13 protein-coding genes and 1 pseudogene are annotated in these 13,990 nt (G+C 58.8%); 6 read left to right on the top strand and 8 right to left on the bottom strand.

Translation table 11 applies throughout. The annotated features are described in order from the left end of the window. Window positions 1-541 precede the first annotated feature (541 nt). The 3 genes from P0086_RS02020 (at window position 542) to P0086_RS02010 (ending at window position 3,387) form a co-directional block, all read left to right on the top strand. Window positions 542-811: a hypothetical protein gene (locus P0086_RS02020; RefSeq protein WP_112596690.1), complete on the top strand. Its 270-nt coding sequence runs from the start codon at window positions 542-544 to the stop codon at window positions 809-811. Between the two features lie 272 nt (window positions 812-1,083). Beyond that, the gene (locus tag P0086_RS02015) at window positions 1,084-1,260 is read left to right on the top strand and encodes a hypothetical protein (RefSeq protein ID WP_275782232.1); all 177 of its coding nucleotides are present in this window, start codon (window positions 1,084-1,086) and stop codon (window positions 1,258-1,260) included. Window positions 1,261-2,295: 1,035 nt separating this feature from the next. Continuing rightward, window positions 2,296-3,387 (top strand): hypothetical protein, encoded by a 1,092-nt coding sequence (locus P0086_RS02010; RefSeq protein WP_275782231.1) that lies wholly within the window; start codon window positions 2,296-2,298, stop codon window positions 3,385-3,387. Here the strand turns inward: P0086_RS02010 and P0086_RS02005 are convergent. Continuing rightward, window positions 3,378-4,280, bottom strand: coding sequence for a family 16 glycosylhydrolase (locus tag P0086_RS02005; RefSeq protein ID WP_275782776.1), 903 nt, complete (start codon window positions 4,278-4,280; stop codon window positions 3,378-3,380). The genes P0086_RS02010 and P0086_RS02005 overlap by 10 nt on opposite strands. A gap of 29 nt (window positions 4,281-4,309) precedes the next feature. Further along, window positions 4,310-5,263 (bottom strand): glycosyltransferase, encoded by a 954-nt coding sequence (locus P0086_RS02000; RefSeq protein ID WP_275782230.1) that lies wholly within the window; start codon window positions 5,261-5,263, stop codon window positions 4,310-4,312. Between P0086_RS02000 and P0086_RS01995 the strand changes: the two are divergent. Then, window positions 5,213-5,722: pseudogene (locus P0086_RS01995) on the top strand (glycosyltransferase); the annotation flags it as partial. The gene P0086_RS02000 and the pseudogene P0086_RS01995 sit on opposite strands and share 51 nt — an antisense overlap. A 62-nt stretch (window positions 5,723-5,784) precedes the next feature. Next, window positions 5,785-6,231, top strand: a complete 447-nt coding sequence (locus P0086_RS01990; RefSeq protein WP_275782828.1) for a hypothetical protein — start codon at window positions 5,785-5,787, stop codon at window positions 6,229-6,231. 691 nt (window positions 6,232-6,922) lie between these two features. On the opposite strand, the gene P0086_RS01985 is transcribed toward P0086_RS01990, so the two are convergent. From P0086_RS01985 to P0086_RS01965, 5 genes are all read right to left on the bottom strand, one after another. Continuing rightward, on the bottom strand, window positions 6,923-7,621 hold the full coding sequence (locus tag P0086_RS01985) for a type 1 glutamine amidotransferase domain-containing protein (protein WP_275782229.1): 699 nt from the start codon (window positions 7,619-7,621) through the stop codon (window positions 6,923-6,925). A 148-nt stretch (window positions 7,622-7,769) separates the two neighbouring features. Then, window positions 7,770-8,159: a tautomerase family protein gene (locus P0086_RS01980; RefSeq protein WP_275782228.1), complete on the bottom strand. Its 390-nt coding sequence runs from the start codon at window positions 8,157-8,159 to the stop codon at window positions 7,770-7,772. A gap of 223 nt (window positions 8,160-8,382) precedes the next feature. Next, window positions 8,383-8,619: a 4-oxalocrotonate tautomerase family protein gene (locus P0086_RS01975; protein WP_275782227.1), complete on the bottom strand. Its 237-nt coding sequence runs from the start codon at window positions 8,617-8,619 to the stop codon at window positions 8,383-8,385. Between the two features lie 36 nt (window positions 8,620-8,655). Beyond that, window positions 8,656-9,288: a DsbA family protein gene (locus P0086_RS01970; protein ID WP_275782226.1), complete on the bottom strand. Its 633-nt coding sequence runs from the start codon at window positions 9,286-9,288 to the stop codon at window positions 8,656-8,658. A 71-nt stretch (window positions 9,289-9,359) separates the two neighbouring features. Further along, window positions 9,360-10,073, bottom strand: a complete 714-nt coding sequence (locus P0086_RS01965) for an SDR family oxidoreductase (RefSeq protein WP_275782225.1) — start codon at window positions 10,071-10,073, stop codon at window positions 9,360-9,362. Window positions 10,074-10,521: 448 nt separating this feature from the next. Here P0086_RS01965 and P0086_RS01960 point away from each other — a divergent pair, with 448 nt between their 5' ends. Beyond that, on the top strand, window positions 10,522-11,400 hold the full coding sequence (locus P0086_RS01960; protein ID WP_275782224.1) for an N-acyl homoserine lactonase family protein: 879 nt from the start codon (window positions 10,522-10,524) through the stop codon (window positions 11,398-11,400). Window positions 11,401-11,435: 35 nt separating this feature from the next. Here P0086_RS01960 and P0086_RS01955 read toward each other — a convergent pair whose 3' ends face one another. Further along, entirely contained in the window at window positions 11,436-13,736 is a 2,301-nt protein-coding gene (locus P0086_RS01955) for a PAS domain-containing protein (RefSeq protein ID WP_275782223.1), read from the bottom strand. Window positions 13,737-13,990: the final 254 nt, after the last annotated feature.

Here is a 13,990-nt window from a genome sequence, read left to right as displayed (position 1 = left end):
CCCAGCTAACACGTCAAGATCAGCGCAGCAGAGAACGAAGCAAGGCAGCGCCGGTCCGCGCTCCGGATCCATCTTGAAGCAAAAGCCGCATGCTTACGGAACTCGAGGCCAGGGAGCGATGTCCGTCAATGCCATCGGCATTGTATCGCCTAGAAGGCCTCTCCCCGATCTGGTTCTGGCTGACCGCGCTCATACGCCTGGCCGGTTCGTTAGGCCTTTGGTGGGTCGTCATCCGCGACACTGAACGGAGGCGATCAGCAGAAGATCCAGAAGTGGGTCGTGCCTTTCGCCCGGCGCACCGGCAACCGATCGCGCCGGGCGAAAGGAACAAACACTGATCCTTTGAGCAGATGCTGCCCACCCCGGGGCATGGCCAGGTTCTGCACGGGATGGATACCACTGTCGACCGGGCGCCTTCTCTACGGCACACCGGATCTCCTCTACCGACTGTCTCAGCGCTGCTGTGCATAGCCGACTCTCCAATATCGACCTCGCGCGCTGAATCTGCTGTTATCGTCTCAGATCAGAGGAGATGAAGTCGATGTCGTCAATATTGTTCGCGGTTGTGCTTTTGGCGGCCACATCTCAGCCGACGGCAGATGAACTTCAGGCGGATTTTGAATCGGCGCGGCCGTGTTACGCGTTGATCGAGGGGCGCGAGGTCTGGGAGGGCAAAAGAGCCTATTTCATCGCGTCCTTCACCAAGGAAGCTGTCGAGCTTGATCCGGACCTGGTTGGCGCGGACGCTGTACTTCGCGACGACAACTCCCCAGATGTCATCAGCGAGTTTGAAGCCGCGTGTTCGCCCTGAGCTGTATATAGCCTATCCGGTTGACAAGGCTTCGATGCCTTGTCGTTCATTGCCCGCTCGACGCTCGACAGCCAATCGGGCTATTCAGTTGGGCGTGGGCGACCGCTCAGAGTGAGCATGCGGGACGGGCGCAGCTAATGAGGGAAGCACCACCCCCAACACAAAATCCGAGCGGTTGTCAGATCCGTATGCAGGAGGATCCCACCGTATGTCATAGTTTATAGCGCTCTAATTTAGCCTTTGTTAGTAATCCTCCAACAAGGGAGGATCTGATGAAACACCAAACCGCGATCATTGCTGCTGCCACAAAAGTCTGGTCAGTCAAGGATTATTGCCGGCGCTTCAATATCAATCAGGCAGAAGAAAAGAAGTTGGTCCGCCTCTTTGGCCCCTACGCTACCGCCTGCGAGCTTCGATACAACGTCCAGCGCGAACCGCGCCGGCACTGACGTTCGGTCCAACTCGCGGTGTCCGTCTGCAAGTTCGCTGGCACCCTTGCTCCTCCACGGTTCACTCCGACGACTGCCGATTGGGTGACCCGGTGACTTGGGGCCGATCGCCGGCGGCGCGAGTACCGTCCCCTGGGATGATGAGGCAGCCTCAGAAACGTCATTGCCGCGGCCATAAGCGCCCTCGTCCCGCCGATCGAGACATCTCGCGCGATCCGGCATGCTGCCTCACGAAGCTGGACAGCGGGCGGCTAAAATGGATGACCGAAAGAACGCCGCCACGACGGTGCCCATCGTGGCGCCGCGCATTTCAGGAGCGGCAAGCGATGCGACAAGGGAACGATCTGCTGAACGGTCGAAGTCGAACCGACCAGAAACGATGCGGCGAAAAGGAGCCAGGCGGAAAGCCAGTCTATGAGCTTCAATGGCGCGTCATTGACGGCGGGACAGATGCAGTCTTCGTCGGGAGTCGGCACACGCCGGTGCTTGGCGCTGGCGTGGCCCTACGCTGGGGGCACCTTCACCTATTAGCCCCTCCCTTGCAGAGCGATGTGAAAAGATGGAGGATTGCCCGCGCCGCTTTCTGTGTAAATGAGCAACGAGAAGCTGGTGGGGTTGGGAATTTCAGCGCGTAGACAGGCGGCGTTACCTTGTGAGAATTAAACAAATACTCTGAAACCGCAGGCGGTTCCCAGGGTCAATACCCAGCAGGTGTTGCCGCATGAGCCTTGAGCCGGTAGGAATCTTCACTCTCGCTCTGGGTATTTACTGCCTATTTGCCGCCCACGTGCCAGCGTCGTCGCTTTCGTCACCCTCACCGTCCTGGGCGCCGCCGGCGCGATTCTGATAGGTTCCGCAAATATCCAGCCTGCACACCTCTTTCTTGCTTTCCTAGCGCTCAGCACCCTGACATTTCGAAAGAATCTCGCCCTCGCGCTTGAGGCGCTGCGTTTCCCGAACCCTGCATTCTGGCTGCTCTGCCTGCTGGTCTACGGCACGGTTGCGGGCTTCTTCATGCCGCGGCTTCTCGCTCGCATGACCGACATCATTCCGCTCGGGGTTTCCGAGTATGCATCGACGGGGGGCGCCGTTCCTCTGGGACCGGTCTCCAGCAATTTTACCCAAACAGTGTACCTTGCTGCAGATCTCCTCGCCTTCGTGTTGATCGTTTCCATAGGCTCGACGAAGGCTGGCCTTAGGGCTATCACCATAGGCGTACTGGCTTTCTCCGGCGCCAATGTCGCGTTTGCCATTCTCGATGTGGTGACCCACGGTACCGCTGCCCACGATCTGTTTTTGTTTATCCGCAACGCCCGGTACACCTTCCACACAGACGACATCGTTTTCAACGTGAAGCGGATCGCCGGATCGTGGCCGGAGGCGTCAGCTTTCGCCGGCATAAGCCTGGCGGCGATCGGCTTCACCGGCACCCTGTGGCTCTGCGGCCGTGATACACTATGGACGGCGCCACTCTTTCTTCTCTCCGCAGTCCTTGTGGTCCGGTCGACATCTTCAACCGGGTTGTTCGCCTTGCCGTTCTGCTTGCTTATTCTCTACATGACGGCGGTCATGCGGTCAGGAGGGGCATCTGGTACCCGCAGCAGTTTGGTCGTGGTCCTCTTTGCACCGCCCCTCGTGCTCCTCGCCGTGCTGTTCACCATGCTCGATGAGAACGTCCACCGGCAAATCTACGAGTATTTCGATCTTCTGCTCTTCAGCAAGTCCACTTCCAATTCGGCGATCGAACGCGGCTCGTGGAACCTCCACGGTCTGAACAATTTCCTCGACTCCTACGGACTCGGCGTCGGACTTGGCACGGCCCGCACCTCAAGTTTTCTGTTTGCCCTGCTCTCAAATGTCGGCATCCCCGGCACATTATTCTTTTCGCTCTTCGCGCTGTCGGCCTTTGGCCGACGTCGCGGCACACCTCGCACCTTCCCCTCGGACGCGCGACTTGCAGCTCGCAACGGCTGCTTCTGCCTCATGATAGGTGCTTTGGTCGCGGGACCTACCGTCGACCTCGGTCTGCTGTTCTTCATCCTGGCCGCTCTTTGCTGCGCGGAGCCGGAAACCGAGGCAATGCGCGGTCCCCTTCTGCGCTACACACGCGCCGGCGCTCAGGCATAGACCCGGAAGTAATCGACGCGCATGTGCGTAAGCCTGTGCTCGTCCAGGAGCGGTTGGGGATAGCCGACATCGGATCGGAGCGCCAGCGTGAAAAGCGGCCAGAACACGTCCGCATTGGCGTCGAGTTCGGCAGCGCGGGTGATAGTCCAGTCCACGGGCGCGCCCGTGCCGGTGTCGATCACCGGCTGCCGTTCAAAATAGAGCCTGCATTGCTGCTCAGTGACGAGCACGCCATAGCGACAGTAGCTTTCGGTCATGTCTTGCCGCGTCGGCACTCCCGTACCCTCGTGATGCTCGCCAGGCTTGCCCCACTCATGCAGATAGGCTCCATAGAGCCTAGGTTCCCAGCCCTTGTGCTCGACAACGTCGATTTCGATGCTAGTCTTTGGAAACAAGACACTACGTCCGTTCATCATCCAGAACGCCGGCCAGCTCAGGGGGTGCTTCGGAAAAATCATGCGCGCTTCGAAATACCCTCTGCGCCAGCCTCTTGTGATAGTCCCATCGCGCCGGGCCGTTTGAATATTGCCGGAAATCCACTGGAACTCCGCCAGAGCGTTGCCGTAGTAGTGAGGCACGCTCATCGGCCGACCGATGTATTTTGCGCTGATCTGGAGCGCCTTGCCCGCGCTAGCCATTGGGTCATCAACGATCAGGTAAGGGTCGACCCCCTCCCGACCACCGCCTGTCGCAAAGGCCGAACGACCATAAAAGCCCGGATCGGATTTCGTCGGCTTCGGCCCGGCGTTCCAGACTGACCAGTCGATTGTTGTGAACTCGTCCTCAAAAACGATCGATCGTCCCAAGGTCGGATCCTCCGTCGAAGCCGCTTTGGCCCTCCCAGGGCCGGCCGAAGCCACCGAACAGATCAGGAAATTGCGCCGGGAGAGCATCGCCATCCTAACCTCGCCTCAAACAGGGCCTAATAGCCCGCAGCCGCACCAAGCAATGCCTTAGCATGCACCTCGAACACCCGTTCGGGGCTGTAGCAGTCGATAAACTCCTGCCGGTAGACCGCGTGCGCGTGTTCGGTTGCGAGATTGTCGCAATAATAGACCATGGCACTAACGAGTTCGTCCTGTCGGTCGACCGGCACCAGACGGCCCAAACGGCTATCGACGAGAATATCGCTGGGACCGAATTCGCAGTCGGTGGCGATTACCGGCATTCCGAAACGCAACGCCTCGCATATGGCGAGCGACCAGCCCTCCCAGCGCGAGGTGGAAACATACACGTCGCTTGCAGAGAGCGCCGGCTGAGGATTTTCGGGATGATGCTCGATGCTGACCGTCTCCTCTAGGCCAAGTCGCTTGATCTCGGCGCGCAATGCCGCTTCCCCCGCGCCATATCCAACTAATTTGAGCCTGACATTGCTGCGTACCTTGCGCAACTCGGCAAAGGCCGCGATGAGAATGTCCTGCTTCTGGAAGGAGAAACGTCCGACATTGACGAAGGTTATGTCCGTGTCTCCGGGGGATTGCCGCGCTTCGGAGAACTCGAACCTTCGTACCGGGTTGGGCACCCATCGGTGCGGACGCCGGCTATCGAACATCGACTTGAAAGCATCGAGCTGTCGCGGGGAGGTGCCGAAGACAGAGGCCACGCGCGACAGGAAATAGGTCCTCATCAACAGAAAGAGCAACTTTGCCTTGAGGTGGCTGCGCTCGAGACGGGGGTTGCCGTGGAGATGGACCACGAACTTCTTACGGAGGCCGATGCAGGAAACCATGCAAATTACCGTCGGTTCGACTTGCGGCACTACGATCAGATCATAGTTCTTACGGCTGATTACATCCCGGAAGTTTCGCATCAGCGAGAGTCGACTCTTTGCAACACCGCGCCGGCCTTCAAGGCGGATCAGATTGTTTGCATTCATGACGCCAACATTTTTGCCGCTCCGGAAAGCTACAGTCGCGTGTTTCGCACGGTCTACTCTCACCTACAGCCACAACTGGTTCGCCGCTCCGCTTGTATCTCCACGGTTTCGCATGCCTCGGCCCGTCAGCTCGCGCGCTATCTGCCAATCCGAGAATCTGACATTGCCGTTCTGCCAAACGGATATGAACATGTGCTCGCGTGGAACCCGGCCCTGGCGACGGTCGCACCGCACATCGTCAGCGCTATCCAAGCGAGAGGCCGGCGGTTCGTCTTGGCGCTGGGATCCCGCGCTCGGCACAAGAACCTCGGGCTTTTGATCACGGCCGCGGAAGCTCTGGACAGCCTTAAAATCGACGTCGTGATTGCCGGCGGAGATGCGGGAATATTTGCGCCAGGACTGCTGGAGACGCGATCGAACTTTGGCGTTCGCTTGGTTGGGCGGCACAATCCCGCGTACTCGACGCGCGCCAACGAGCAGGCATCTCTATTCAGAGATCCGCAGAGTGGTTCGAGGCGGAAGTGCGGACCTACGAAGTTCACTTCAGAAATGCGATCACGTCAACAATGGTCGACGAGACGGAACCCAAGGATTCAGTATCTGCAGGCCTTGCAATCGCGACTTGGGAAGAAGAGCGATCGGAGCACGAAACGCGACCGACCGATGGAGTCGTCGTTATCAGCGGCATCGGTAATGACACGACGGCCGATGGGAAGCGAGTGGCGAAGGAATTCGCGTACTTCAAGCAGCGGCCATTGCCGCTGCCCGTCATGCCCGAACTGACGGGTGTTCGCGCGCGACTGATCGCAGAGTTTCCTCATGCGGCCACGATTGTTAACAACGTGCTCGAGGGCTTTGGTGGCCGGCCAAATGTCTACCTGAGACCGACCATACTGCTTGGGGCGCCCGGAAGCGGCAAGACCCGGTTCGCCAGGCGATTGGCGGAGGAACTCGGCACGCCATATTAGATCGTCTCTTGTGGCGGCTTGAGCGACAGTGCCATCGGCGGAACCGCCCGGAGGTGGTCATCGGGCGAACCAATCCTTGCGATCATGGCAGTGAGGCGACACCGATGCGCCGGACCGGTCGTAATTCTCGACGAGATCGAGAAGATCGGCACCGGTCGCCACAATGGCAACGTGCACGACGTGTTGATCGGCCTGTACGAACCGGAAACATCGAGAAGCTGGCATGATCCCTACATACAGGACCACTGCGATCTGTCGCATGTATCTTGGCTGATGACCGCGCACTCGATTGAGCCGATCCCGGTCGCTTTACGCGACAGGTGCCGAATCCTTAGTTTCCCGATCCGCGAGCTGACCAGTTGCCCCTCTTCGCCGCGCGAATCCTGGAGCGGCTGTACGTAGAGACGGGTCACCATTTGCGCTGGGCGACGCCGCTTGAAGGATTCGAGCTGGATGCCCTGGCGAGCGTTTGGAGGGGTGGTTCGATCCGGCGATTGGTACGTCTCGTCGAGGGGTTGCGGGCGGCGCGAGAGCGTACAAGGCCGCAACAATGAACTGCCGGAAGGCCGTGTGAGGTTACACGCAGAATGATCTGACGAAAGATCGAATGAAGGGCCAGTGACCGGGGCTGATCCAAAGTGCCGCGGGATACCCCATCTCGCGGCATTTCTCATCCTTGCGAGGCAGCGTCTTAAGCAGCGCCCCCGCTCTTCGTGCTCGTGAGAAGCTTCACGAGAGCCTGCGCGCCGGCTGTCGAGGATGCGGGATTTTGTCCGGTTATCAGTGTGCCATCGGTGATGGCGAAGCTTTCCCAATTGGCCTTCTTCTCATAGAGGCCGCCGAGACGTTTGAGCTCGTCCTCGACCAGGAAAGGAACGACCTTTGTCAATTGCACCTCCTCCTCCTCGCTGTTGGTGAAGCCCGTCACCCGCTTGCCTTTGACGATCGGCGCGCCCTTATAGGTGACGCGGTGAAGCACCGCCGGCGCGTGGCAGACAGCCGCTACCGGCTTGCCGGAGTTGTAGAAGGACTCGATGAGCTCGATGGACTCCGGATTGTCCACGAGGTCCCACATCGGGCCATGACCACCTGGATAGAAGACGGCGTCGAAATCTGCGGAACGGACATCGCTCAGCTTCTTGGTGGTCGCAAAAACCCTCTGCGCGGCCGCATCCGCTTTAAACCGTTTCATGGCAGGTGTTTGATTTTCTGGCAGATCGCTCTTCGGATCGATCGGAGGTTGGCCGCCTTTGGGGGACGCGAGCGTCAAGTCGACGCCTGCGTCGCGGAAGACGTAGTACGGTGCCGCACCCTCCTCCAGCCAGAACCCGGTCTTGCGCCCCGTGCTTCCGAGGATGTCATGCGAGGTGAATACCATGAGGATCTTCATGCGTAGGCTCCTTCCACTTCTCTGAATTCGCAGCCGGGCGGCTGCACGACCGGAAGAATGTCGAGGATCAGCGGATGTTGCATTTGCACGTTAGTATCGCCAATACCTTAGTGTCGGTAAATCGACCCGCGAATGAGTCGAGTCCCAATCACAGCTCGCCCGTCAGGAACTGCGCATTGCCCATGCCGAACGACCAGTCCTCGTCGGAGTTGATATGCAGCGAGACCATTACGTCTGATGGCGCGACGTCGCAGCGGTCCTGGAGCGCGAGCGTAAGGTTTGAATAGAATGCCACCTTGGATTCGCGCGGCCTGGGACGGCTGGTGATTTCCAGGACGACGAATTTCTCAGTCCGCTGAATGTTTAGCCCCGTATCGAGCGCGCGAAGGTGCGACGCCTCGTGCTCCTGAAGGATCTGATACCGGTCCCTTGTCGGAACTCCGAAAGATTGCACGACGACGTCGTGGATCGTGTCAAGCAGCACGTCGACCTCATTGGGCGGGCGACCTTTCAGGACATGGATTTTGACGAGGGGCATTGGCGTCTCCAAGATTACCGAACACGGCGTCACAGAGAACTATCCGCCAGCCAGAACCCAACGCTATTGCACGATGGTATCCCCGCGGCTCGGAGCCGCAAAAAATGAGTCTTTGCGGCGACGCCCCTCACGCTGACCGGAGGATTGGCTCCTTGCGGGCGCGACACGCAGAAGCCGCCGATGATTCCGGCGGCCTGCATTTCTTCGCCGACATCACTTGATGTCAGGCTTTACCTTCGGCCGTATTCTTCCGGTACTGGACGGTCGGAAGGCCGCCCCAGCCCCAGTTGTCCAAATCCACTTCCTCGATGACCACGTAAGTCGATTCAAGCGGCTTGTTGAGGACGTCGAGCATGACCTGGCTGACGCCGGCGATGATTGCGGCTTTCTCCTCGGGAGTTACCGAGGTCCGATTAGACGTCGTGCCTTCACGAGTTACTTGTACGGTGACTATGGGCATTTCCTGTTCTCCTTGTTCGATAACCCCGTCGGTTTGCTAGGCGGCCATTGCAGCGAGGTGCTTCTCGAGTTCATCGACATGGGCATAGCCGGCGCCAACCTTGCTGAGAGTTCCATCCTTGTTCAGGAATAAGGTCGGGAAGCTTGAAACACCCATTGCTCGCACTGTTGCGAAGTCCGTCGCTGCCTCCTCCTTCGTGCTGCGCTTGTCCCACTCAGCGAGGAATTCCTCCGGGCTGACGGAATGACCGAGGTCGGCGAGCGTTCGGGAACCGGTCTCAGCCAATACTGCTCCGTCCGTGGTGTCGAGCGCGTCGACGTAGAAGGCATGCTGGAATGCTCGAAAAACGCTCAGGAGGTCGGCTTCCGGCCTGAGGATGCGGGCGGTCACCACCGCTCGACATACAGGTTCGGTGTCGTAGACGAAGCCTTTTCTGGCGAGCAGGCCTTCTCGATTGAACGGTACGCCGCTGGCCTCCTCGACCTTGCCCCAGTGGTGCAGTCTGAACTGCTTGCCCGCATCGTCGAGTACGTCTGTCGCGCCCGCGCGTAGCCCACCGAGGATGATCTTCAGAGACAGGTCCGGGCGCCGTTCAAGTAGCAGTCCCATCTGTTTGCCGAATCCATAGCACCAAGAGCACATCGGATCGGCGGCAAGTATAAGTTCCATCGTCTTTCCTTTCACCCACTTTCAGGATTCGCGGCGTACCCACGCCGCAAATCCCCGTCATTTTTTGAGGCCTACCAGCGGCCAGCGTTCTGGCCACCGTCGACATGGAGGATCTCTCCAGTGACAAAGCTTGCGCCCTCGAGGTAGATCACAGCGTCGACGATGTCGCTGATCTCGCCCATGTGGCCGACGGGATGCAGCGCGGAAAGAAACTCGTGGGTCTCGGGAGCATGCATCGGGGTCTTGATGATGCCAGGGGAGACGGCATTCACCCGGACGCCCGTCTTGGCGAACTCGATCGCCAGTTCCTTCGTGACGGCGTTAAGACCGCCCTTGGTGAGCGAGGCAAGAGCCGTGGGGACGCTCGACACCGGCTGGTTTACAAGACTGGTCGTGATGCTGACGATATGGCCAGAGCCCTGCTTCAGCATCTCCCTCGCCGCCCGCTGCGTGATGTGGAAAAAGCCCGAAACATTCACGCCGAAGTTCAGGTCGTAGTCTTCCTGAGTGAAGTCGACGAAAGGCTTGGCCGTGAACACGCCCGCGTTGTTCACCAGAGAGTCGATCCGGCCGAAACGGTCGATGGCCTCCTTGACGACGCGGTCTGCGGTGTGGGAGTTGGAGATGTCGCCCGCCACGGCATGTACGCCGTCGTCCGAGCCCTGCTTGATTGAACGCGAGGTGGCAACGACGCGATAATTCCGCTCGCGGTATGCACGGACCAAGCCTTCGCCAATGCCCTGAGAGGCACCGGTGATGATTGCGACCTTCTGCTGATTGCTCATGATATACATCCTTTTCAATTGCAGCGGTCCTTGTTGGGCCGCCCGTCGCCCTCGGCGCCGGTGCAATTGATTTAGATGCTGTCGCTCATCGGGAGAATTGCCGGTACGCGGCAGTCACTGAACCGTTTTCCGGCACAATTCCCGGCACGCTATCACTCCATAGGCACGGTCGTTTCTGCGACGCAGGCCGATGATGGCTGCGGTATGATCGTGGGATGTATCGACGGTCGATACTTAAGTTCACTTACCACGGCTGATGGACCCGCTTACTTCTTGCCGTGTCGCCTCCTCCTCGCTTGGCGACACGCCCAGGCGCTTCAGGACGGGCCGTTCACCGAAGCCTGGGGATCCGTGCAAGATCCGCGAGTGGCCGTTTTTTTCCCTGCACCGCAGGGACGGCTCGCTTCCCCGAGGATTTGTTGAATTGTTGAGCTCTGGAGGCTTCGAAATGAAACTTCGCCAACTCGCCACGTTCATGACTGCGGCATTGTCCGCTGCGCCGATGAACCCGATCCTCGCAGCGGACGGCGCAAAGCCGCCGGCCACCGTTGATCGGCTCTATCACATCGACTGCGGACATTCGCTTGCCAACGACGGGTCCGTGTGGACGCCTGGACAGAATGTCGGCAAGCCCATCGAGTTTTCATCAACGTGCTATCTGATACGACATGGCACCGACACCCTCATCTGGGACACGGGCGTACCGGAGGCAACGATCGGCGATCCGAAAGGTTGGTCCACTCTACCCAGTCTCATAGTCTACCATTTGGACAAGACCATATCCTCGCAGCTCGCACAGATCGGGCTCTCTCCGGAGGACGTGGGATACGTTCTCGTGTCACACACGCACGGCGACCATATTGGAAATATCGGCCTGTTTCCCGACGCCACCGTCGTCATGCAAAAGGCGGAATACGAGTGGATCAACTCAGCTCCCCCGTCCGATCCAAAAATCAACACGCTCGTCACACTCGCCAGGAAACTGCTCGGCCAACCTCACCGGTTGGAACTCGTTACCGGCGATATCGACCTTTTCCGAGATGGAAGCGTCAGGCTTATTTCGACACCCGGCCATACACCCGGCAGCCAGTCGCTCATGGTTCATTTGGCCCAAACAGGATATGTTATCCTGTCGGGAGACGTCGTGCACCTCGAGAGCAACTTCGAGCATGATATCGTTCCTGCATTGAACGTCGACAAAGCACAGTCGATCGCATCAATGGATCGGGTGCGGGCGTTGATAAAGGAGTATAATGCGACGATGTTCATAAACCACGACAAGCAGCAGACGGATGGCTTGAAGTTGCTGCCGGAATATTATGACTGAAAAGGAAGATCGTGTGATCCGTTACACAGGACGCTTTACTCAGAACGGTCCCGGGTGGTGTTGGTGCTGACGCTTGCAGCCTCGACTGCCGGGATCGAGAAGGCGAACGTCGCGCCATATCGCTCGTTTGGCTCTGCCCAGAGGCGGCCGCTATGGCTCTCGACGATTGCGCGACTAACCGACAGCCCTACCCCCATGCCATTTGTTTTCGTGGTGAAGAACGGGCTGAACAGCTTTTCTGAAATAACGGGATTGAAGCCAGGTCCGACGTCCTTGACTGCAAGGCGGACATAGTCCGATTTTTCCCGGGCGGTGGAAATTTCCAGGTCTTTCGGGCGACCGACAACGCCGCTCATCGCCTCGGTGCCATTCTTGATGAAGTTGAAGATCACCTGCTGCAATTGCACGCGGTCGCCCCTCACCGCTGGGAGATCGGAGGCGAGGCTGACCCGGACGTTGACACCGTTCTTTCGCAAATCACTGTGGGCGAACCCGATGACTTCCTGGGCAATCGCGTTCAGGTCCACCACCTCCACGATGGGAGCACTCCCGTTGTAAAGCGCCCTTATTCTTTCCGTCACATCCGAAGCGCGGTTTGCGTCCCGGATTGTCCGCTTGACCGTTTCCTGTGCGCTCTCCACCTGCGGCGGATTCATACTCAGCATGTGCAGGCCGGCGCTGGCATTTACCAGGATGCCTGAGAGTGGCTGGCTCAGCTCGTGGGCAATGGCCGCCGTGAGCTGTCCCATACCCATCACGCGCGTCATGTGGGTCAGCTCCGCCTGTGCCTCGCGCAGTTCATCCTGCGCAATCTTCCAATCATGTATGTCGACGTTGATGCCAAACCACTCCACCCTTCCAGCAGCATCCACGAGGGGATTACCCCGGCACAGAAACCAGCGGTACTCCCCGTCGAAGCGGCGCAATCGCGCCTCGCACTCTCCGGGCTGCGAGGTTTCCGCCATTCGTCGCCAGGTCTCCGTCAGCTCCCAAAGATCGTCTGGGTGAACCGCCGACGCCCATCCGAGTTCGTTGGCTTCATCCACCGACAGCCCAAGGTAGGTGCGGAAGTGACGATTTGCGAAGCTGCCTCCACCGGCAGGTAGAGCCGACCAGACCATCCCCGGAATCGTGTCGATGATAAGCTGCAGTCTCCTCTCGCTGGATGCGATATCTTCCTGCGCGATCTTCCGATCATGGATATCGATCAGGCTACCGTACCACATGAGGATGTTGTTATCGTCATCGAGCATCGGAAGTGCCCTGACATCAACCCAGCGGTAATCCTCGTCGACACGGCGGCGGTACAAGACTTCGACGTTGTAGGGTTCACCAGTGGCGACGCAGCGCTCCCACGTACCGATGATCCCGGCAACCTGGTCTGGATGAAGTCCTTCCGCCCACCAAAAGCCGTCCGTAAGGTCGTCGGCTTCCACGCCCATGAAGTCTAGGCCCTTCTTGTTGAGATATCTGATGGCTCCGTCCGGTGTGGCACTCCAGAGCGCCTGAGGTATGGTTTCAGTAAGCTGTCGCAGGTGGAACTCGCTGGCTTGAAGTGCTTCGGCCGCACGCTTCCTTTCCTCAATGTCGATATTCAGACCGTACCAGCGAACAACAGCCCCACTGCTGTCTACGAATCGATTTGTGCGAAAAAGAAACCAGCGATACTCCCCATCGAACCGACGGAGCCTTGCTTCGGCCTCACCCCCCTGTCCCGAAGAGAGCATCTTGGCCCAGGCGGCTACGAGCCCATCGAGATCGTCTGGATGGACAGTTGCAGTCCACCCGATACCTTGGAGGCTCGCAGCATCGTGACCTACGTACGTCAGGTAATGGTCATTAAAATACTGTGCGGCCCCATCTGGCCCTGCCGACCACGCCAATCCTGGGATCGAGTCGATCGCTTCGGTGGGGTTTGGCGCATTTGCAGGTGTCGGCCCGTCAGGCGGTTGAGAGGGCGAAGACCTTTGCTTCAGTCCGGCACTCGCCTGAAGGAGAGCTTGAGAGATGATCCGGAGCTCTATGTCTGTCGGAAAGCCACTGCGGCTGGCACCGACTAGCAGTTCGCCGCTCAGCTCATCATCTCCAAATGGCGTAACAAGGAATGGAAGCCTCAAGTCCCCGACGACCAGTTCTGCTGCGTATCGGGGGTTCCCGATGGCTGCTTGCTTGAGTGCCGCTTCGATTTCACTTGCGTTGAGATCCGGCGAACATTGCACAACCTCGGCAATACCCTGTCGCGTTTCGCTTCGGAAAGCCACTCTGACGACGTCGACATCCAATCCACGCAGCAAAGAAACAGCAAGTGCTTCGACGACGAGGATCTCATAGTCCATCTGCGATGAAATCCCCGAATTAGGTCGCCGACCCGGATCTTCGTGCATAGTTGGATCGTACAGTAACCCACGATCGAAACACCAGCAAATTCAGCTCGGCCGAAGTTCTGCTGTCACAGATCAGAGGCGATACCTTAGTATAGTGTGCTTGGTGCAAGTTTGCGGTAAACTCATCCTGATGATGAGCGCCGCCCATGGTTCCAAGTGACCGGAGACGAGGCGCTTCCCACCACGTGTGCTGCAATACTTTGGGC

The organism is Mycoplana sp. MJR14 (assembly GCF_029210525.1).
Taxonomy (GTDB): domain Bacteria; phylum Pseudomonadota; class Alphaproteobacteria; order Rhizobiales; family Rhizobiaceae; genus Mycoplana.
The sequence above is the reverse complement of the archived record's forward strand: the minus strand, read 5'-3'. Positions and strand labels throughout refer to the sequence as shown.